The organism is Ruegeria sp. N11 (assembly GCF_056531525.1).
Genome location: NZ_JBQFLX010000008.1, coordinates 86,572 through 106,304, shown reverse-complemented (window position 1 = coordinate 106,304; position 19,733 = coordinate 86,572). Strand labels below are relative to the sequence as shown.

Here is a 19,733-nt window from a genome sequence, read left to right as displayed (position 1 = left end):
CCACTTGGACCGGGATTCGTGCCCATTATTTTATGGCTCAGCCTGCAGAATATCATGAACCCATTGCGCAATGCCCAACAACCGCGCGTCGGCACCGCATGGTGCGATCAACTGAAATCCCAACGGCAGGCCGCTTGGATCAACCCCGAACGGTACGGCGCAGGACGGGACCTGCAACAGGTTCCACATTCGGGAAAACAGTGGATCGCCGGTGGCTTCCAACCCCTTAGGTGCAGGTCCCGGAGCCGATGGCACCAGCAAGGCGTCAATATCCCGGAACAACTGGTTCAGAACGATGGACGCGCTGTCGCGGATTGTCAGCGCCTGCCCGTAGTCCGCTTCGCTTGTCCGAAGACCATTCTCGATCAGCGAATGGAATTGCGGGCTGATCGCGGACTCGCCCGCGCTGTATTCGACAGCGCGCAACCGGGCGGCCTCATAACTCATGACGGTGTTTTGGGCGTCGGAAAGTCCGGAAAACACCTGCGGGCAGGCGACCTCTGCTGTGTCGGCTCCGGCCGCCGCAATTGCAGCCAGCGCACGAGTACATGTATCGCGCATTTCGACCGTGCCATCCATCCAGTGTGGGCCACGCATCAGCCCGATACGCGGCAGATTGTCTTGGAAGTCTGGCGGCGGCGGCACATCGGTTCCCAGCAAGACAGAATCCGCCAACAAAAGATCACGGGGTTTCGGGCCAGCTCGCCCAGGGTATCTAGGCTTTGCGACAAACCCATGACTCCGTCCAGCGGATAGCCACCCATAGTTGGCCGAAACCCATATACCCCGCAATAGGCCGCTGGCCTGATCAGGGAAGCCGCCGTTTGCGAACCAAAGGCCAGCGGCACCATGAAGTCCGCCACCGCTGCGGCTGAGCCTGACGAAGATCCGCCGGGTGTATGCAAGGTGTTGTGGGGGTTTGCCGTCTTGCTCGGGCGGAAATAGGCGAACTCGGTTGTCACCGTCTTGCCGACTGCAATCGCGCCCGCATTTATGAATGCCTGAACGCAGGCCGCATTACGCGTTGGCTGCCGCCCCGCATACAAGTCACTGCCCCATCCTGTTGGCATGTCTTCGGTATCAATGATGTCTTTAATCGCGAAAGGCACCCCAAACAGCGGCCCGTTGACAGGCAGAGCGTCGGCTCGGATCGCCCGTTCCATGGCATGCTCAGCATCGAGGTATTCGAAGGCGCCAATTTCAGGCTCTCTGCGTGCCATGCGATGCAAATGGGCGGCCATTACTTCGGACGGTTTGGCTTGGCCCGCCCGGATCAGCGCGGCAAGCTCAAACGCCCCAAGCTCATTCAGTTCTGTCATGAAGGCAGCGCCCGCAAGGCAGCCGCAAAAGGATCGACCGGCATGTCATAAATCCCACCGCCTAAGCGCCCAGCCTGTCCCAGCCGATCCAGAATGCCAAGGCTGACCACCGGACCTGCCCCTTGCGCAACCGCCCCTCTGGCGGTCGAGCCCAGACGGATATCCAAGGCATTGAAGTATGGGTGCGCGCCTACTGACAAGCCGGATGTACGTGTCCTGGCATCGTCCGGCAAAAAGGCACCCAAACCCTTTAACTGCTCTGGGCTGTGTTCGATGGCCATGGCGCCCAGCCCGAACGCGTCGACCACAGCGCTGTCACCGATGGCGCCAAGGGCACGCTCGGCCGGTAGATCGACATCGAATTTACCTGATGGCGGAGCGGCCGGAATGGTGAACCAACGCCTGGGCAGGCCAGATACCTGAATGCCGACGTCGCGCCCGTTTCCGCCGGCCGCGGTGACGAAACTGGACCCTTCGACCCCCTCGGCCAGTTTCATCATGATCTTGGTTGCGGCCATCCAAAGGTTCAGAAACAAGGACGGTGAGGTCGCCATGAATTCCAGCGCATCCTCGTCATCAATGCCCCTCGGGCTGCGTTCTTTCAGTTCCTCGACAAGCGCAGCCGTGCTGACGGGGGTTCGCCCGTGACAATCATCACCACCCACCAGACCAATGACCGCCAGAGGCACAAGTGCAAGGCCCTCGGCGATGCCGTTTTGCAGGATGTCCAGAAATCGCGTGTTCAGCCAGCGGATATGATCCAGCACTGCCTGGGATCGCAGACCCAGCCGCATGGACGGGCGCGCGCCACCGTTGATCGGGGTGAATACCCGCGTCTGTCCCCGCCACGCATCGTAAATCGTGTGAAGGGGCATATTTGCGGAGACAACGGCAGCCAGTGGTGTGACCACGTCATGGTCTTGCGCTGGTTGCAACAGGATTTCCTGTGCCATGATCATCGCTTCGGCCTGATCGAAATCCCGGGCCAACCCTTCCCAGACTGCCGCGACACAGGCGGAATTCAGGATCGGTACAGTGATTTGTTCCGGCGCAGAGAACGCCGGACCAGCATGCAACAACACGTTTTCGGCCAACCCGACTGCTTCGGAGGCCGTGTTAAAACGGTTCCAGACCGGTTGCGTCACCATCGCCCGGTCAAACGCCAGCTGGTCGGCGGGGTGCAGAGTCATGAGACCTCCGGCGGGATGATCCAGGTTTCCGAAAAATAGAGGAACGCGGTCGTGGTCTCGAACCCGGCCTGAACCCGTGTCCCCAATTTTCCCGGCAATGCACGCCCATTTACGATGATCTGCGCGAATTTCGCCGGGATCAGAAGCGAGAACATGTTCTGTTCACCCGATGCCACCTCATGCGGGGACAACTCCAATGCGCGGGGTGGTTCAAGCTTCTCCCAGACCAGTTCAACCGTCAGGGTTCCGCCAACGATGGTTTCAGAGTAACGATGGCTCATCGGGTCACCCGAGCTGCGAACCACCTGCGCGCCAATTTCCGGAAGGGTTTCAAAAGCTGGCGCGTTGGCAAAGGCTGCAAGTTTGCTGATGAAGTTCTTTTTCAGAAAAGCAGTCAGATCGGGATTGTCGCTGAGGATGACATTCGGCGCATCCGAAGTGCCTTCGACCTGAGAGGGGGTGCCGTACAGCAGCAGAACCTGCCCCTGTCCCACAGGCGACCAGGCAACACGGAAAAACAAGGCCATCGCGCTAATTTTCCCGTCGTCATCTTTCAACAGGATTCCGGGATTTTCCCCGGTCCAGTCAACCACGCCCGGTGTGATCGGTTCATTCAGTGGCATCAGGCATCCTCCTGCGGCGTGACCCAGGTTTCTGAAAAGGCCAGAAAGGCGGTGCTCATCCTGCGGCCAAAGAACTGACGTTCCGCCACTTGGCCGGGCAGGGTTGTGCCGTTGATCTTGATCTCCGCCTTGCCCGCCTCAAGGAAAACGGAATACATCTCGTGTTCCTTGGTCGCCGAGTTCTCTTTGGTCACCTCGACCGGCAGCGGCGGGCCCATATCCCGCCAGATCATCTCGAGTGTCACGCCAGACCCGCGCAGGGTCTCCGAATACCTGGTTTTGAGGTCTCCGGGACGTTTTTCAACGCTGTCACAGTCCAGCCATGTCATCGCGGACAGCCCGGCCTTGCCTACGAATGTCGGCATTTTCGTCACCCAGCCATCGACGATCCAACGCATCATACGCTGATTATCAGTCATGATCAGATTTGGCACCCTGGGCCAGCCGAGTGCGTCATCCGGCGCACCTAGCACGATGGCCGCATGACCCCGTCCGAACGGCGATACAACCACGCGGAAGAAAAGCGCCAGAGTGTCATACCTCTCCTGACCCGGATCCCGCTTCAGGTAGATGCCCGGGTTTTCCCCCGACCACTCCACCCGCCCCGGATTGTGCGGTATGCGCGTCATGTCCAATCCCCTTTTCCTGTCGCCTCGCCCTTCACCGTCAGGCCCAGCCAGATTCGTAAGCCTTCAGTTCCTTCACGATAAAGTCGCGTCTCTGTTTGCCGGTCAGGTGATCGCCCGATTTCAGGATTTCGGCGACCTTGAAGCTGACTTCTTTCTGCAGGGCACCGTCGTCGCGGCCTTCCTGCTGCGGGATCTTCAGTACCGTGTCACCGGCGTAGGTTGGGATCACCCTGCCGGTGAAATGGTCGGTCGGCTGTGCGGGGCGCTCGCCTTTTTGCAGCGCCCGGATCGCATTGCGTACCATCCGCCGCGCCTTGGCGACCCCACGGTCGGTAAACGACAGGTTTTCGCGGGCATGGATATTGATCGGGCCCTGACTGACCCAGGCGTCGTAGTCGCCTGGATCTCGTTGGCGCGTTTCATATGGGCGGTCAGGGCCCTGTCCGTAGAAATCCGTTTTGCCGAACCCGACCTCGTCACGATTGGTCAACCCTCGCGGGTCATCATTGAACTCGGGGTCGCGAAAGTGCCGCCAGGCGATGACCATCGTATTGGTGTCGTCGATCGGGGTGATCCAGCGCGTCAGTCCCCCGCGACCAAAATAGCGCGAGCGGTCCGGCACCGGAAAATGCCCGCCATTCTGCGTGAAACTGGGCAGCATGTGGTCGTGCACGCGCACCCAGATATAGTCCCCGTCCCGGCGCACGTTGGTATAGAAATCGCCGGTGGCGCAGTCGTGAAACTCAATCATCGGCATATGCGCGAACGCTTCGGTGAACTGCACGCGGGCGGCCAGCGTGTGCAGGTACACGACATGGAACGGATCCCAAGCATTCTCCATCACCTGGAGCCAGTTGCACGGAGATTTGATCAGATAGGGAACAAGCTCGTCTCCTTCATCATCGAACGTGTCCATGACTGGGAATGGCGGCATTTCGTTCTTTGGACCCAGATAAGCAAAGGCAAGTCCCTTGTATTCGATCACCGGATAAGCCCCCAGACAGGCCTTTTTCCTGACCTGGCTGGCAGGGGGTTCGCAGGGCGTTTCCAGAACCGTGCCATCCAGACCGTATTTCCAGCCATGATAGGAACATCGGATGCCACCCTCTTCGACGATACCGAATTCCAGGCTCATGTTGCGGTGGCAGCAGTGCAGATGAGTCAGGCCCAGCTTGCCTTCCTTCTTTTCCCGGAACAGGACAAGATCCTCGCCCAGTATGCGCAGTCGATAGGGCAGATCGCCAATCTGATCCGTCATCGCGACCGGCATCCAGAACCGCCGCAGATACTCGCCGCAAGGTGTGCCGGGGCCGACTTCGGTCAGTTCCGGATCATGCTCAAGTGACCATACCTGTTGCTGGTCATGACCCCGGAAATCACCCTCGGGAATTGCGAACAAGATGTCGTCGGCTGGATTGCTCATGTCATTGCTCCATACTTTCCGGGTCACAAAGGGTTGTTTCCGTCGGGTCCGGGAAGGGGTCGGGAACCGGGGAAGATCCGGTCCAGATCGATTTGCTTTGCAGGAAGTCCTTGACGGCATCCGGCCCCAATTCCCGGCCATATCCCGACAGTTTGAACCCGCCGATGGGACTTGCCGGATCGACGCTTCGAAAATGGTTGATGTAAACCGTGCCTGCATGAATGGCGCCGGCAACGCGCGCGCCCTTGTCCGGATCAGAGGTCCAGACTCCGCCCGCCAGGCCGTAGTCGGTGTCGTTGGCCAATTCGATGGCCTCGTCTTCAGTTGCGAAGGTGGTGATCGCAAGGACCGGACCAAAAACCTCCTCACGCCAGAGCTGCATGTCCGGTGTCACTTCGGCGAAAATCGTTGGTCCGATATAAAAACCGGGATACCCGGCCCCTGTCTCGGTACCATCAAGAAGGCAAATCGCGCCATCGGCCTTCGCCTGCCGGATCATGGCCGCAACCTTGGTCCAATGCGGTTCGTTCGCCAACGGTCCGATCTGCGTCTCTGTTTTCATCGGGTCACCAGGCCGAAGGATGCGGGCGCGTTCCAGAAGGCGATTGGTAAAGGCGGCGGCAACCGTTTCCTCCAGAATCAGACGGGACCCGGCGACACAGGTCTGACCATTCGAAAGAAAGATTCCCGACATGACGCCGTTGACCGCATTTTCCGGATCGGCATCGGCAAACACGACTTGCGGGGACTTGCCACCCAGTTCCAGAGTAGTAGGAACAACTCCGGCTGCTGCTGCCTCGGCCACTTTACGCCCGCCGATATCAGAGCCGGTAAAGGTCACTTTGCGGGTCAGCGGGTGGCGCACAAGCGTCTCACCAGCCTCATGCCCGTGACCTGTCACGACGTTCAATACACCAGAAGGCAAGCCGCATTCACACGCCAGTCGCGCAAATTCCAGCGTCGAGGCCGACGCCATCTCGGATGGTTTCACCACCACCGTATTCCCTGCGGCTAGTGCCGGGGCCAGTTTCCACGCCAGGATCATCAGCGGTGAATTCCACGGTGTGATCGCGGCGACCACCCCGTAAGGCATCCAATGGCCGGTGCTTTCCACACCAGACACCCCGTTCGATTGCGGCGCGGGCGAAAGCTGTCGTGCCTGATCTGCAAAGTACCTGTACCAGCCGTGCAAGCCGGAAAACTGTCCGCGGACTTCGGCGATGCGTTTGCCGTTGTCACGGATTTCGGGCTCGACAAGCTCTTCCCAGCGACTCTGCAGCCCATCCGCAAGACCATCTAGGATATCTGCGCGCTGCGAAGATGTTGCATTGGCCCAGGGCCCGGTTCGAAACGCCGTGTCCGCATCACGAACAGCCTGATCGACCTCGTCAGACCCGCAACACGCAAACCGACACCATTCCTGACCCGTCGCAGGGTCAACACTCGGCAATGTCTCACCATGCCAGTTCAGGAATGAACCCGAGATGAAAGGGCCGTATGTTTTCAAGCCGCTATCGCCCATTTACCAGCTCCCGAGCCGCCATTTCAGGTTTCCGCAGACTTGAGATTGTGCACCTGTTGCCAAGACGGATCAGGCTCGCTGCACACATTCTCGGGATTTGATGGCCGGTGGTTGAAATGCATGAACTCATTGCAGGCGGATCCTATTTAACTTTCATTCATAATATTTTCGAAATCGAAAAGCAAAAACTTACTTACTGTGTGATGAAACAATCTGAAAAATGAACAACAAGAGCATGCGAAACACGGTACTCACCAGCAGGAAAAGACCCGTTCCGCAGCCAATTGAGGCGCCGTGCGGCCCGAGATTTAAGCTGGCCGCAATCGAGGAGTGGTCGTTTTCAGGCTTGGCATTTGGCCGTTCGCAGCGAATGAATTAACTGCCGGCCGCCAAGTTCTCGAACCTGAACACCAACAGGTTGGACACCGTCTGCGATCAGGGTCGTGGCCGACACCAGATGCTGTCGCGCGTCGCCTGATCGCACCAAACGTTCGCGGCCATACCTGGCGACTTTTGGGGGGTTTACCCAGACGTGTTCTTACGAGCTCAGGCCATATGGCGCTGGCCGGGGGTCGGGGGCATTTCGGGGGGGCCCGCAAAACACTGCGCCATGCCCATCCATTCCGTGGCAACCAGGCCGGTCACTTGTAGGGCGGTGTCGGCGATATTTCGGGTTTGGGTGACGACCTGACAAAACTCTGTGGCGCGGCCCTCGATCCGCTCGGCCTCATTGGGTTCCCCCCATTCCCAGACTTCACCGGAAGGGGCGGTCAGGTTTAGATAGGGCATCGTACTGGGCACATCCAAGCTGCGGTTCTTGTAGGTCCAGCCAAAGGTGTTCACACCCAGAACGACGATATTCTTGATATAGTCGTGATCCTGCCGCACGACACCGAACAGATCGTAAAGCGCCTGCGCGTGCGACCAGGTTTCCATCAGCCGGGCAGAAATGGACGATCGCACGGACATATCCGGCCCGACCCACGGCACCCGAGCTTTGGGATCGGCCTGCGCAAAGCGGTCGCACATTCCAGTGGTATAGAACATCCACTCATCCAGCAACGCGTGCCCCGATAAGCCCTCGAGGTATTTCGTCTCGAATCCGACTAGATCGCCGCTGCTAAAGTGGGCCATGGCGTCAGTGTTGAAAGGCGCGAAAGCCTCGGGTTTGCTCAGCGACAGGTCTGCACCGATGTTCCAGACATGCAGATGGCCCAGAATCCGGTTGGCGGTCCAGCCCTTGAACAGGGTCGTGCGGGCCAGATCTTCCTCGCTCCGGTCCTTCAGAAGATCGTAGAGCGACTGGCTTTCGGCCTGAACGGCCTGCGGTTGATCAAACATCTTCGCCCTCCTCGGCGGGTTCAATGATCAGGATCACCTCATCGGCGGCGATCTGTCCTCCGGCACTGGCCTGTACTTCGGTCACGGTTCCGTCGATTTCCGCTTCGATAGCGTGCTGCATTTTCATCGTTTCCAGAACCGCCAGACGATCGCCCTTGGCGACGGTGTCGCCCACGACCACATTGATTTCCAGCAGAGCACCATGCATCGGTGCCGCCACACGGCCTCCGCCGCGTGCCTCCTCGGCCAAAGCCGGAAATTCGAGCTCGTTGCGCAGGGCGAACGTACGGCCCTGATGGTCCAGATGAATACGGCCGCGTTCGGTGACAAGCACACCGACCGGGACAATGCGTCCATTCACCCGCAAACGGGCTTCGGTGCCTTCTTGACGGTCGATGGCGATGGTGGCGCGGGTTTTACCACAGGTCACGTCATAGCGGCCTTCCGTGGCAGTCACCGTCACGTCGCGGGTCATGCCTTCGCTGACATAACGATAGTCGGTTTCCAGACGCCCGGTTGAACTGAAGTTGGCCAGTTCCGGGTTGATACCCAGCGCGGCCGCCATACCCCGTTGGCGCGAGTCCTCGTATTGCAGAACGGCCGCAATCATTGCTTCGGTTTCGGACAATACCGGTGGCGTCAATTCTTCTGCGCCGAACTCTTCGGCGATGAAGGCAGTGGTAGCCTGGCCCTTGGCGAAGGCATCCTTGCCAAGAATTGCTGACAGGAAGCCCTTGTTGGTCTTGATGCCGAATAGTCGTGTTTTGTCCAGTGCCGCGCTCAGCCTCGCGGTGGCGGTTTCACGGTCCGGGCCCCAGGCGATGACCTTGGCGATCATCGGGTCATAATAGGGCGAGACGACGCTGCCGGTCTCGATACCGCTGTCGATCCTGATGCCTTCGCCGCGATGGGGTTGCCAAAGGTCCACATGACCCGTCATCGGCAGGAAGTCCTGCGCCGGGTCTTCGGCGTAAAGACGCGCCTCGATCGCATGGCCATTCAACTGCACATCATCCTGCACCAACGGCAGGGGTTCGCCTTGTGCGATGCTGATTTGCAGCACCACAAGATCGATACCAGTGATCATCTCGGTCACCGGGTGTTCCACCTGAAGGCGGGTATTCATTTCAAGGAAGTAGAACTTGCCCGAGGCGTCCAACAGGAACTCCACCGTGCCCGCGCCCAGATAGCTGATCGACAGCGCCGCATCGACGGCGGCCTTGCCCATCGCAGCACGCAGTCCGGGGGTCATGATCGGGCAGGGGGCCTCTTCAATGATCTTCTGGTGTCGGCGCTGGACGGAACAGTCACGTTCGCCAAGATGGATGGCGTTACCATGGGCGTCGGCAAAAACCTGAACCTCGACATGACGAGGGCGGATGAGGGCCATTTCCAGAATCAACTCGTCCGAGCCAAAGGCGTTCAGCGACTCGGACCGGGCCGAGATCAGCGCAGCGGGCAGTTCCTCGGCCATCTGGACCAGACGCATCCCGCGCCCGCCGCCACCTGCGGCAGCCTTGACCATGATTGGAAAACCGAGCTCGGCTGCGGCAGCGATCAATTGGTCATCCGACTGACCCTTGCCCTCACGGCCAGGAACACAAGGCACACCCGCCTCAATCATCCGACGCTTGGCGGCAGCCTTGTTGCCCATCAGGTCAACCGCTTCGGCCGTGGGGCCGATAAAGACAATACCCGCGTCGACACAAGCCTTTGCGAAATCAGCGTTTTCTGACAAGAAGCCATAACCCGGATGCACCGCGCCCGCACCAGCCTTCCTGGCAGCCTCAAGGATTTTGTCCGCACGCAGATAGCTTTCGCCTACAGGTGCCGGACCCACACAGACCGCATCATCGGCAAATTTCACGTGCGGCTCGGTGGCATCGGCCTCGGAATAGACGGCGATGGTGCGATAGCCCAGCGAACGCGCGGTTTTCATCACCCGCAGCGCAATTTCACCACGATTGGCCACAAGGATCGAGTTGAAGCGCGGCATGGATCAGACCTTTGCGGTTTCGGAGGTGTCTTCGGCCTGGTCGGACCACAGCGTCCGGCTGTTGCACTGATTGTCCAGTTCGAAGGTTTGATGGGTCTTGAAATCAGCCAAGTTGCGCCCTCTCAAATCCTTGCGATGCCAAAGGTGTTGGGTTTCAGGTCTCGGTTGCGTGCTTCCCAAGTGGTCTCGATCAAAAAGCCCAGAATTTTACGAGTGTCGCGCGGGTCGATGATACCGTTGTCCAACATCCGGCCCGAGGTGTAGAAGACGCTTTCCTGCGGTTCGAACACGTCCTGAATGGCCTGTTTCTGCCTGGCCATCTTCGCTTCCATCTCGGGCGTGATCTCAACCCCCTTGCGGGCGGCTCCGGCGCGGGCAACAACGTCCATGGTCATGGCGGCCTGCTCGCCACCCATTACTCCGGTGCGCGCATTGGGCCATGAGAACAGGAAATCCGCATCAAAAGCATGACCGCACATGCCGTAATTCCCGGCACCAAAGCTGGCACCGACATAGAGTGAAAACTTTGGAACGCGGACATTCGACACGGCCTGAATCATCTTGGAGCCAAGCTTGATCATACCCGCCTGCTCGTACTCGGTACCCACCATGTAGCCGGTGATGTTGTTGAGGAAGATGATCGGCATCTCTGCGCTGTCGCAGAGCTGGAAGAACTGCGTTGCCTTGGCCGCACCCTGAGGGTCCAACGGGCCATTGTTGCCAATGATACCGACCGAATGACCAAAAACTCGGGCCTGGACGCAGACGGTTGCAGGGCCAAAACGGGGTTTGAATTCCAGCAGGTCCGAGCCGTCGGTGATCCGGGCCATGATCTCGCGGCAGTCAAAGGCGGTTCTGTAATCCACAGGGACGACACCCGCGAGTTCGTCCGGCGAATAGACCGGCGGTTCGACCTGTTTGCGGGGTAGGGGGCGGGCGTTCTTGTTCCAGTCCAGACGCTCGATCAGATCGCGACATATCAGGATGCCATCCGCATCGTCCTCGGCCAGGTATTCCACAAGGCCCGAAACCGAAGCGTGCATCTCCGATCCGCCCAGTTCGCGCTCATCGGCCACCTCACCGGTTGCGGCCTGCGTCAGCGCGGCTCCGGCCAGCGCGGCCATACCGTTGTGTTTCACACCGATCACATAATCCGACATGCCCGGCTGATAGGCGCCACCAGCAGTGGAAGGCCCGTGCAGAACCACAAAGGTCGGAATGCCGGCTGCGGACAGTTTGGCCAGACCGTAAAACAGCCCGCCGCCATTGGCCCAAAGTTCTACGGTGTACTGCATCAGATTGGCCCCGGCGCTTTCCACCAGATGCACAAAGGGCAGCTTTTGTTTCAGCGCGATCTTGAGAATGGCCAGTCCCTTGTTCACTGACATATTGGTCGACGCGCCCGCATTGATCCCGCTGTCATCGGCATAGACCAGACAGCGCGTGCCGCTGATATAGCCGATCCCGGTTATCATCGACGCGCCGGGAATGGAGGTTTCCGGGTCTGGGTCGTCGACCAGAAAATTCGCCATATTGAACAGCTCGACAAACGGCATACCCGGGTCCAGCAGGCGCTTGACCCGCTCGCGCGGGGTCAACTGGCCACGCTGGTCGAAACGGGCCTTGCGGCTGTCCGAACGCGCAACGGCGCGCGCTTCGTACTCGCGCAGTTCGGTGATCAGTGCCAGCATATCCCGACGGTTCTGCCCAAACGCTTCGGATGAGGTCGATATTCTGGTCTGGAAAACGGGCATCAGAGCACCTCCGCAACAGAGGGGGGAACAGGAATGGGGTGATCCAGCAGAATCTGCCCATAGGCCTTGCCCAGGGGATCGTCCTGCAGTGCGGCCGTGCCACCGCCACCCAGTGCATCATGCAGTACAAAATTCAGCGCGTGCATGCCCGGCATATAGAACCGCTCTACCCCGCCTTTCAGTCGATGGGCAAAGCGGGTCGCCACCACATCCGAGGTTACCGCGGCAGCAATATAAGGCAAGTTTTCGGGCTTGCGGGCGATCACGCCGATATTGGCCTTGTCGCCCTTGTCGCCCGAGCGTCCGAAGGCCAACTTGATCAGGGGCACTTCGACTGTGCAGGCTTCTAGAACAGCGGGGATGCCAGGCAGGGGTTCGGAATCCGTAAATGGTTGCCCCCCCGCTATATCCACTGATTGTGCGCCGCTCTCTGTGACGACATAGACCGGCACATCCGATTTCGGGATCAGGCACGAAAAGAGGCGCACGATCGGCATCGGCTTTGGCTTGCCACCGCCAAAGGCGGACAGACCGGCTGGTGTTGCAAGGCCCGCGCCAATTACCTCGGCCAAGAAAAGGGCGACGCCGGTTTTGTCCATGTGTTTTACAGTGATCCGGCCCGCAATCTCGCGCACGCCCAATTCTCGGGCATAATCGCCGTATTTGGCTTCGGATCCGATCGGCTCAACGCATATCTCTTCGAAATCCGGCAAGTTTCTGGCGGCCAGTTTTCCGCGAGCACGGGTCAGAGCCGCCTGCGCATAAGCGCGGAACTTGGCCTCGGCGTCAAAGCCGGTAAACACCAGCATGATTGAGCCCTTATATCCATCCAGGAAAGTGACACTGGCCTTATAAGACTCGGTTGGCGCGCGGCCCCGGGCACCAGCAACCCGGACCAGGTCGGGGCCGATCTGCGTCACGACAACCTGCGAGAAATCGCAGACAACATCAGGCAGGATATAGGCCTGCGGGTCGCCGATCTCATAAATGATCTGTTCAGCGACGGTCCCGACGGACACCAAACCGCCGGTGCCTTTGGGCTTTTCGACGGTAAAGCTTCCGTCGGCCGTGAGCGTTGCGACTGGATAACCGATGTTGGCCATATCGCCCACATCCCGCCAATCGGTGAAATTACCACCTGTGGCTTGCGGCCCGCATTCGATTACATGTCCTGCAAGGCTGCCACCCGCAAGTTGGTCCAGATCATCCGCTCCCCAGCCAAATTCATGGATACAGGCCCCCAGCGTGACGGCACTATCCACACAGCGACCGGTTACAACTATCTCTGCACCACCCGCCAGCGCCTGCGCGATGGGGAAGGCGCCCAGATAGGCGTTCGCGCTTTGCAGGTTTTCTGGTTTCGGCAGCGGAGTGTTCACAAACATTTCGCGCACGCCAACGAATTCCCCGGCCTGGAAGCGGGGTAGAATATCGTCCCCCAAAACCACGGCGACCTTCAGATCCAACCCCAAATCGGCAATGAGTGACCGTACGGCTTCACCGCAGGCTTCGGGGTTCACGCCACCCGCATTTGCAATGACCTTGATCTTCTGCCGCGTGATCTCGGGCAGGTTCTGACGCAGGACCGAATTCACGAAGTCCACCGCATAACCCTTGTCTGCATCTGCTGCGCACGCGCGCGCCAGTACGGACATCGTGATTTCAGCTAGATAGTCGAACACCATATAGTCCAGCCGCCCGCTTTCCAAAAACTGCGGCAAAGCCATATCAGATTCACCCCAAAATCCGCTGGCACCTCCTATTCGGATTTGTCTCTGCATGAACTCCCCTTTGAAACCACTGGACCTGCGTCAGTTTTGATGTCATCAAACAAACAGAACGTTCTGTTTGTCAACTGCTTCGTGTCGCATAAAACCTTTCGAAATCGCAAAGGGGCAGACCGAAGCTGAATAAGGTGGAATATGGCCAACAGCAAACCGACCAAACGCGAGACCAGGGCGCAAAAGTCGCGGCAGACGATCCTTGAGGCGACGATGCGGTGTCTCGTGAAATACGGCTACTCCGAAACCAGCACGTCGCGTGTTTGCGAAGAGGCGGGGCTTTCGCGCGGGGCTTTGACCCACCACTTTACCTCGAAGACCGCATTGATGGTGGCCACCAGCGACTGGATCATGCAGGCCTCGATCCGCTGGCTGACTGGCCGCGAAAACCGACCTGAGCAGACGATCGAGAGGGATCTGGAACGGCTTTGGCGGCAGGTCATGAACACCGACGCGATGCGCGCCCTGCACGAGATTCTGGTGGCGATCCGCACGGATAAGGAGCTTGCGGGCCAGATCCACGACTCGCTGCTGGACTGGAACGACACCATCAATGAAAACGCATTGCTTCATCTCAAGACGACGGATGGCGACAATGCGAAATTTATTCGCCTGTGGACCATCGCCCGAATTTTCTATCGCGGCTTGCTGACACATGACTCATTTGTCCGGAGCGAAGCTGAGACCGCGGAAATCGTGCAGGAGTTCATTTACCTGCTGACCCCGCATCTGCAACGGCGAAGCGAGGTGCGGCTGGTGAGTTCCGAAAGCTAGGCAGTCATGCCCCAGATCGGGCACTGTAACCATTTTGAGAGGATTTCGATGATGTTTACGCAAAGACACGAAGAATCCCGACGTACTTGCGAACCTTGAGCAGAGACCGAGACGAACCTTTGCAAGGGCCTTCCCCGCCCATGAGATTTTCAAATCACTGGACACCCGGGAGATCAAGCGGGTCAAAAAGATCGGTATGAATGGCTCGACACGGTCAAACTGGGCGCGACCAGTGCATTATCCGAACAGCCGGTTGAGAAAGTACTGAATGGCTAGGAGGCCGAGATGGCGCTGATTTCACCCTTTATGACACCCGAGCGCGAACACTTCCGGGACAATTTCCAGCGCTTTGTCGAAAGCGAGATTCACCCCAACATCGAAAAGTGGGAGGCCGACAAAGCCGTTCCCGCCGAACTGGATGAAAAAGTGGCCGAGTTCGGTGTGTTCGGCTTTGGGGTGCCCGAAGAATACGGTGGGATGGGAATTGACGATGCCTTTCTGCGCGCCGATTTCAACGAATTGATCTTTGGCTGCGGGGCGTCGGGCGTGGCGGCAGCCGTGGGCGGCCGCGCGATTTCAATTGCGCCGATGGCACGGTTCGCATCAGATGACTTCCGCACCACCGTTCTGCCCGAAATCGTAGCGGGGCGGATGTCGTCGTCGCTGGCGATCACTGAGCCCAGTGGCGGATCAGATGTGGCCAACATGCGCACGACCGCCACGCGATCAGGTAACGGGTGGGTTCTGAATGGTGAGAAGTGCTTTATCACCGGCGGCATGGCCTCTAAGTGGTTTGTCGTCGGCGCACGGACGGGCGATGCGGGTCTGGGCGGTATCTCTCTGTTTCTGATCGAAGCCGACACACCAGGCTTTACCCGCACTAGAGGCGAAGAAAAGATGGGTTGGCATTGTTCAGAACAGGCCTCTTTGTTCTTCAAGGATTGCCACGTTCCCGCCGATGCGCTGATCGGTCCTGAAAACCGGGGTTTCCTTGCAATCATGGAAAACTTCAATCATGAACGGCTTGCTTTGATCGCCGGTTCGCTGGGCATGATGAAGCTGTGTTTCAATGCCTCCCTGGACTGGGCGCGCGAACGAAGGACCTTTGGCAAACGCCTGATCGATCATCAGGTCATCGCCCATAAGTTTGCCGAAATCTCGGCCCGGATAGACATGAATCAGGCCTATCTGGATCAGATTTGCTACACCATCAACGCGGGCCAAATGCCTGCCGCTGAAATCGCCAAGGCCAAGGTGCAGGCGACGAAATCGCTGGAATTTGTGGCGTCTGAATCGATGCAGATCTTTGGTGGCGCAGGTTACATGCTCGGCAATCCGGTCGAGCGCGTTTATCGCGAAGTCAAGATCATGGCTATCGGCGGCGGTTCGGAAGAGATCATGCGCGATCTGGCTGTACGCCAAATGGGCCTGGCCACATAACCGTCAGCCGGCACGAAGGCGTTTTGCAAAGGCCGGATACGGTTGCGCGCGACCGGGCGGGTCGACCGCTACGGAGCTAACCGACGCGATAAACTACCCACAACCACATCGACAAAAGAAGTGCCGACCCTCAGGATACACGCGTTGGTTTTTGCGACGAAGCGAAGCAAGGGAGAGGCGGGTAGCATGGGCAGGACGTATCAGGACAGGTATGGCAATTGGGCGATGGTCACAGGTGCCAGTTCCGGAATTGGCGCCGAATTTGCGAACCAGCTTGCGGTTGCCGGGATGAACCTCGTCCTCGTGGCGCGCCGCGCCGATGTGCTGGACGCTATGGCCAGCGATCTCAGCGCTCGCCACGGGGTGGAAGTACGCTGTGTCGCCGCTGATCTCGGAACGGAGGCCGGCATCGACGCGGTGTGTACCATCCCCGAAGAAATCGGTCTGTTGGTTCATTCTGCCGGTGTCGAGGTGAACGGCGCGTTTGAAACGACCGATGCGGATCAGGGAATGGCATTGCTGAGGCTGAATGTTCTGTCGACCTTTCGCCTGACCCACCACTTTTGCCAGGGAATGTTAAAGCGCGGACGGGGCGGGATCGTTCTGGTCTCAAGCCTGTCGGGCCACATGCCGAACCCCTATTTTTCAAACTATGCAGGCAGCAAGGCTTACGTGTTGAACTTCGGCGCATCCCTGCGGGCCGAGCTTCGGCCGAAGGGCATTGACGTTCATGTCCTGTCGCCCGGACCGACCGACACGCCGATGGCTGCTGGTACCGGGTTGGATTGGAGCAAGGTTCCATCAAGCGTTATGAATGCAGACGCTGTTGTAACCGAAGCGCTCGGCAATCTGGGTGGCAAGTTCCTGACGGCTCCGGGGCTGATGAACAAAATGACCATATGGATGGCCAAACACAGCCCGACAGCCCTGTTCGGTCGCATAAATGAGAAAGTGCTGAAAAACGCCCTACCGCCGGAAAAGCTTGGGTGAAGAACTGCGGCGATCACGGCTATGGCAACGTCAGGGAGCGTCTTATAAGGGAACCTAGGGAACGTCAGAACGGCCTGTAATGCGCGACTGAACGGTGCAATCCACCTCTGGCGATCAAGACAGGACAAAAACTTCCGGACATGATGACCGTGTCCTGAACCAAAAAGGGCACAAAAGATGAGCAGTGAAACTCCGAAAGGTGAACTGACATTGCGCACGGCAGCAATGCCTGCGGACGTCAACGTTAACGGCGATATCTTTGGCGGCTGGGTTCTCAGTCAGATGGACATCGCCGGAGGAATTGTTGCAGCTACACGTGCGCAAGGCCGCGTTGCCACAATCGCTGTTGACGCGATGAAGTTCATACGTCCGGTGAAAGTCGGTGACGTGTTATGCATCTACGGAGAGGTGTCGCGTGTGGGCCGAACCTCAATGGCCATATCCATCGAAGCCTGGGTTTTGCGCGGCCTCATCGGCGTCCGTGAAAAGGTGACCGAAGCGATCTTCACCTTTGTTGCGATCGACGAGAACGGAGTTCCACGTCCGGTTCCAAGCGCTGAATAGGGGCTGTCACTGGCGTTTGCGGTATCCAATATTGTCAGGAAAGTTAGAATTTGACCGTTTTGGAGCGGTACTGGAGCGCGCTTCCATAATTCGAACTGCTGGAAACTGTACTAAGGCTTTCATGCCGGCACTATTCACATGCCAGCCGGTCAGGAGAGTTCCTGCCTGAGTTCACTAGATCGATAACAACTACTAAAAAACGCGAGGATTTCTGCCGCGCACCTCGATTGGAGCGCGATTTCCAATCAGGCAAGCCAGTCAGGTCCACATTAGTCCCCTGAACCGATAGTTGGCTGATCAGGACGCCTCGCTGCGCATGATGTCGCTGTAATGGGATACGTGTCTTACTTGCTCCACCAGCTTGTCTTGCAACTGCTTGGCCACTAAACTGGAGGTGTGGCGGTCAGAACTGGCGCGCCGCAACAAGGCGTTGGAACAGGCTTCGGGTCGTGGCCTCAACGTGCAAATCGGCGGCCCGGTTGGTGATCTGCGGGGCTACAAGAACGGAGAGGGAGAGAGGGTCAAGACAGCAGTCGCGGAAAGCCCGGGGCTGGGCAGTGTCGCGCCCCACTGGCAAAACGCCCGCGACGGGATCGCGGATGTGGTGACTGCACTGGGATCACTCTGCGCCACGCTCCGCAAGATCGCCCACAACATCAATCTTCTGTCCTCATCCGACATTGCCGAGATTTCTGAAGTACATCCAACGGCAAAGGCGCGTCCTCGTCCATGCACCACAAACGCAACCAGCGGGCATCTGAATTCATGGAGGCGGTGTCGCGCCTTGGCGGCAGAAAGCGGAACAGATCGGGGAATTCACCCTTCACCAACACGAAAGGTCCGGCGGCGCATGGATTGGAGAGTGGGTGATCGTGCCCGAAGTGTTCCTGCTGACATCAGGGGCGCTGCACTGGGCGCAGACCTTGTTTGAAAACCTGACCTTTCATCCCGAACGAATGGCAGAGCACTGCACAGCATCGGCTGAGGCCGCCCGGATGCGTTGAAGTTTGGCGTTCCAAAATAATAACCTGTCACCGTTGACAATAAAAGGAAGTCGCCCTAAATACTGTCACAGTTGACAACTTATGGTGACCCGATGCAACCTTTCAAACTTGTCTCAGTGGCGGCCCTTGCTGCAGCCACCGCAGTCGCAGCCATTGCGCAATCGCCCGAAACCGCACCGCTTTCGGTGACTGTCGACGGGTTGCGGAATGGCAATGGCGCAGTGATCGTGGCGGCCTTCGATCAGGCCGCGGGCTTTGAGACGATGGACGTGGCCACGGCGATCGCGATGGCCCAGGTCCCCGCAGCCGGTGCGACGGTGTCGGTCACGTTTCACAACCTTCCGGCTGGCACCTATGCCTTCGCCGCGATGCACGACGAAGACCTGGACAGCGATCTGGACATGAAAGGCGAAGTACCGACCGAAGGATATGCGTTTTCCGGCATGGGGCGACGGGGCTTGCCGCCGAAATTCGAGGATGCGGCTGTCGCCACTGGCGCGACGGCCAATTCGACATTGCAGCTGAAGTACTGGAACTGACGTGGCCGGACGCCCATCAAACCGAGACGAACGCTATGCACAGGTGATGAACGCACTGGTGCGTTGCGTGGCACGTTTCGGGCTTGAAGGCGCCTCGCTTGCGCAAATCGCGGACGATGCGGGGCTGACCCGGCCACTGATCCGACACCATCTGGGCAATCGGGACGAAATGATCATGGCGTTGCAGGACCATGTCCTGCGCAGCTTTGCCGAACAGACCGAAGCGCTGTTGGCCGCGCTTCCGGAAGATGGCGCAGGGCCGGGTCTGGTCGAGCTTCTGTTTTCCGACACGATGGAATCGACCCCGGACATGGTGTTGGCGTTTGCGGCACTGACAGCGCGTGCCGCAGAAGATGCGGACCTGCGCGCCGCCTGCCTAGACTCCCTTCTGGGGTTCGAGGCCGCGATTGCAGGTATTTTGAGCAAGGACCATCCGCAAGCCGACCATCACGCGATCGCTGTCGCGGCCCATGGCATCGTTGCGCTATATCTGAATGTGGCGTCTCTGGCGCCGTTGAACATGCCGCAGGAGTGGCCGCAAGCTGCACAATCCCTCGCGGGCAACCTGCTGGAAGGATTGGAAAGCCGCTCATGATCCAGATGCGTCCACTCAACTACATCGCTTTCGCCGTGCTGATGACTGCAACAGTGCTTGGCTATCAATCGCTCTGGGGGCTGCTGTTCCTGTTTTGGACAGTCCAGAGTTACCGCACGGGCTATGCGTTTTTGTTGTCTGAAGTAACGCGGGACGAAGACCCTGTTCTGTACTGGTTGATCCAAGTTGCCTGGGTCGTTTTCGGTATCTTGCTGATAACCGCCGATTTTCTGCCCGGCTAGGGCTCAC

At 58.7% G+C, this 19,733-nt stretch carries 19 protein-coding genes; 8 read left to right on the top strand and 11 right to left on the bottom strand.

The features are described 5' to 3' along the window. Positions 1-30 precede the first annotated feature (30 nt). The 11 genes from ACR0J8_RS10460 to ACR0J8_RS10410 form a co-directional block, all read right to left on the bottom strand. Entirely contained in the window at positions 31-597 is a 567-nt protein-coding gene (locus ACR0J8_RS10460) for an amidase family protein (RefSeq protein ID WP_480890043.1), read from the bottom strand. Continuing rightward, positions 597-1,319, bottom strand: a complete 723-nt coding sequence (locus ACR0J8_RS10455) for an amidase (RefSeq protein WP_480524586.1) — start codon at positions 1,317-1,319, stop codon at positions 597-599. Before ACR0J8_RS10455 ends, ACR0J8_RS10460 begins: the two co-directional genes overlap by 1 nt. Beyond that, entirely contained in the window at positions 1,316-2,509 is a 1,194-nt protein-coding gene (locus tag ACR0J8_RS10450; RefSeq protein WP_480524584.1) for a YlbE family protein, read from the bottom strand. Before ACR0J8_RS10450 ends, ACR0J8_RS10455 begins: the two co-directional genes overlap by 4 nt. Further along, complete coding sequence (locus ACR0J8_RS10445; protein WP_480524583.1) at positions 2,506-3,132, bottom strand: hypothetical protein; 627 nt, start codon at positions 3,130-3,132, stop codon at positions 2,506-2,508. Before ACR0J8_RS10445 ends, ACR0J8_RS10450 begins: the two co-directional genes overlap by 4 nt. Next, on the bottom strand, positions 3,132-3,761 hold the full coding sequence (locus ACR0J8_RS10440) for a hypothetical protein (protein ID WP_480524581.1): 630 nt from the start codon (positions 3,759-3,761) through the stop codon (positions 3,132-3,134). The genes ACR0J8_RS10445 and ACR0J8_RS10440 overlap by 1 nt, the downstream gene beginning before the upstream one ends. A 37-nt stretch (positions 3,762-3,798) precedes the next feature. Next, positions 3,799-5,184, bottom strand: coding sequence for a Rieske 2Fe-2S domain-containing protein (locus ACR0J8_RS10435; RefSeq protein ID WP_480890039.1), 1,386 nt, complete (start codon positions 5,182-5,184; stop codon positions 3,799-3,801). Between the two features lies 1 nt (position 5,185). Next, positions 5,186-6,706 carry an aldehyde dehydrogenase family protein gene (locus tag ACR0J8_RS10430; RefSeq protein WP_480524579.1) on the bottom strand — a complete coding sequence of 507 codons (1,521 nt, stop codon included), beginning with the start codon at positions 6,704-6,706 and terminating at the stop codon, positions 5,186-5,188. A gap of 546 nt (positions 6,707-7,252) precedes the next feature. Continuing rightward, complete coding sequence (locus ACR0J8_RS10425) at positions 7,253-8,047, bottom strand: TIGR03084 family metal-binding protein (RefSeq protein WP_480890035.1); 795 nt, start codon at positions 8,045-8,047, stop codon at positions 7,253-7,255. Continuing rightward, complete coding sequence (locus ACR0J8_RS10420) at positions 8,040-10,043, bottom strand: acetyl/propionyl/methylcrotonyl-CoA carboxylase subunit alpha (protein ID WP_480524575.1); 2,004 nt, start codon at positions 10,041-10,043, stop codon at positions 8,040-8,042. The genes ACR0J8_RS10425 and ACR0J8_RS10420 overlap by 8 nt, the downstream gene beginning before the upstream one ends. A 122-nt stretch (positions 10,044-10,165) precedes the next feature. After that, on the bottom strand, positions 10,166-11,797 hold the full coding sequence (locus tag ACR0J8_RS10415; RefSeq protein WP_480890032.1) for an acyl-CoA carboxylase subunit beta: 1,632 nt from the start codon (positions 11,795-11,797) through the stop codon (positions 10,166-10,168). Further along, the gene (locus ACR0J8_RS10410; protein ID WP_480524572.1) at positions 11,797-13,578 is read right to left on the bottom strand and encodes an acyclic terpene utilization AtuA family protein; all 1,782 of its coding nucleotides are present in this window, start codon (positions 13,576-13,578) and stop codon (positions 11,797-11,799) included. The genes ACR0J8_RS10415 and ACR0J8_RS10410 overlap by 1 nt, the downstream gene beginning before the upstream one ends. 141 nt (positions 13,579-13,719) lie before the next feature. Here ACR0J8_RS10410 and ACR0J8_RS10405 point away from each other — a divergent pair, with 141 nt between their 5' ends. From ACR0J8_RS10405 to ACR0J8_RS10370, 8 genes are all read left to right on the top strand, one after another. Continuing rightward, entirely contained in the window at positions 13,720-14,352 is a 633-nt protein-coding gene (locus ACR0J8_RS10405) for a TetR/AcrR family transcriptional regulator (RefSeq protein ID WP_480524570.1), read from the top strand. A gap of 285 nt (positions 14,353-14,637) precedes the next feature. Continuing rightward, positions 14,638-15,792, top strand: a complete 1,155-nt coding sequence (locus ACR0J8_RS10400) for an acyl-CoA dehydrogenase family protein (protein WP_480524568.1) — start codon at positions 14,638-14,640, stop codon at positions 15,790-15,792. Positions 15,793-15,978: 186 nt separating this feature from the next. Continuing rightward, positions 15,979-16,782, top strand: coding sequence for an SDR family NAD(P)-dependent oxidoreductase (locus ACR0J8_RS10395; protein ID WP_480524566.1), 804 nt, complete (start codon positions 15,979-15,981; stop codon positions 16,780-16,782). A gap of 177 nt (positions 16,783-16,959) precedes the next feature. Next, entirely contained in the window at positions 16,960-17,346 is a 387-nt protein-coding gene (locus tag ACR0J8_RS10390; RefSeq protein WP_170678786.1) for an acyl-CoA thioesterase, read from the top strand. A gap of 376 nt (positions 17,347-17,722) precedes the next feature. Beyond that, positions 17,723-18,277 (top strand): lyase family protein, encoded by a 555-nt coding sequence (locus ACR0J8_RS10385; RefSeq protein WP_480890027.1) that lies wholly within the window; start codon positions 17,723-17,725, stop codon positions 18,275-18,277. A 165-nt stretch (positions 18,278-18,442) separates the two neighbouring features. Next, a complete protein-coding gene (locus ACR0J8_RS10380; protein WP_480524560.1) occupies positions 18,443-18,889 on the top strand; it encodes a DUF2141 domain-containing protein in 447 nt (148 codons plus the stop codon). A 1-nt stretch (position 18,890) separates the two neighbouring features. Beyond that, a complete protein-coding gene (locus tag ACR0J8_RS10375; protein WP_480524559.1) occupies positions 18,891-19,484 on the top strand; it encodes a TetR/AcrR family transcriptional regulator in 594 nt (197 codons plus the stop codon). Further along, positions 19,481-19,726 (top strand): hypothetical protein, encoded by a 246-nt coding sequence (locus ACR0J8_RS10370; RefSeq protein ID WP_480524557.1) that lies wholly within the window; start codon positions 19,481-19,483, stop codon positions 19,724-19,726. Before ACR0J8_RS10375 ends, ACR0J8_RS10370 begins: the two co-directional genes overlap by 4 nt. The last annotated feature ends 7 nt before the right edge of the window (positions 19,727-19,733 follow it).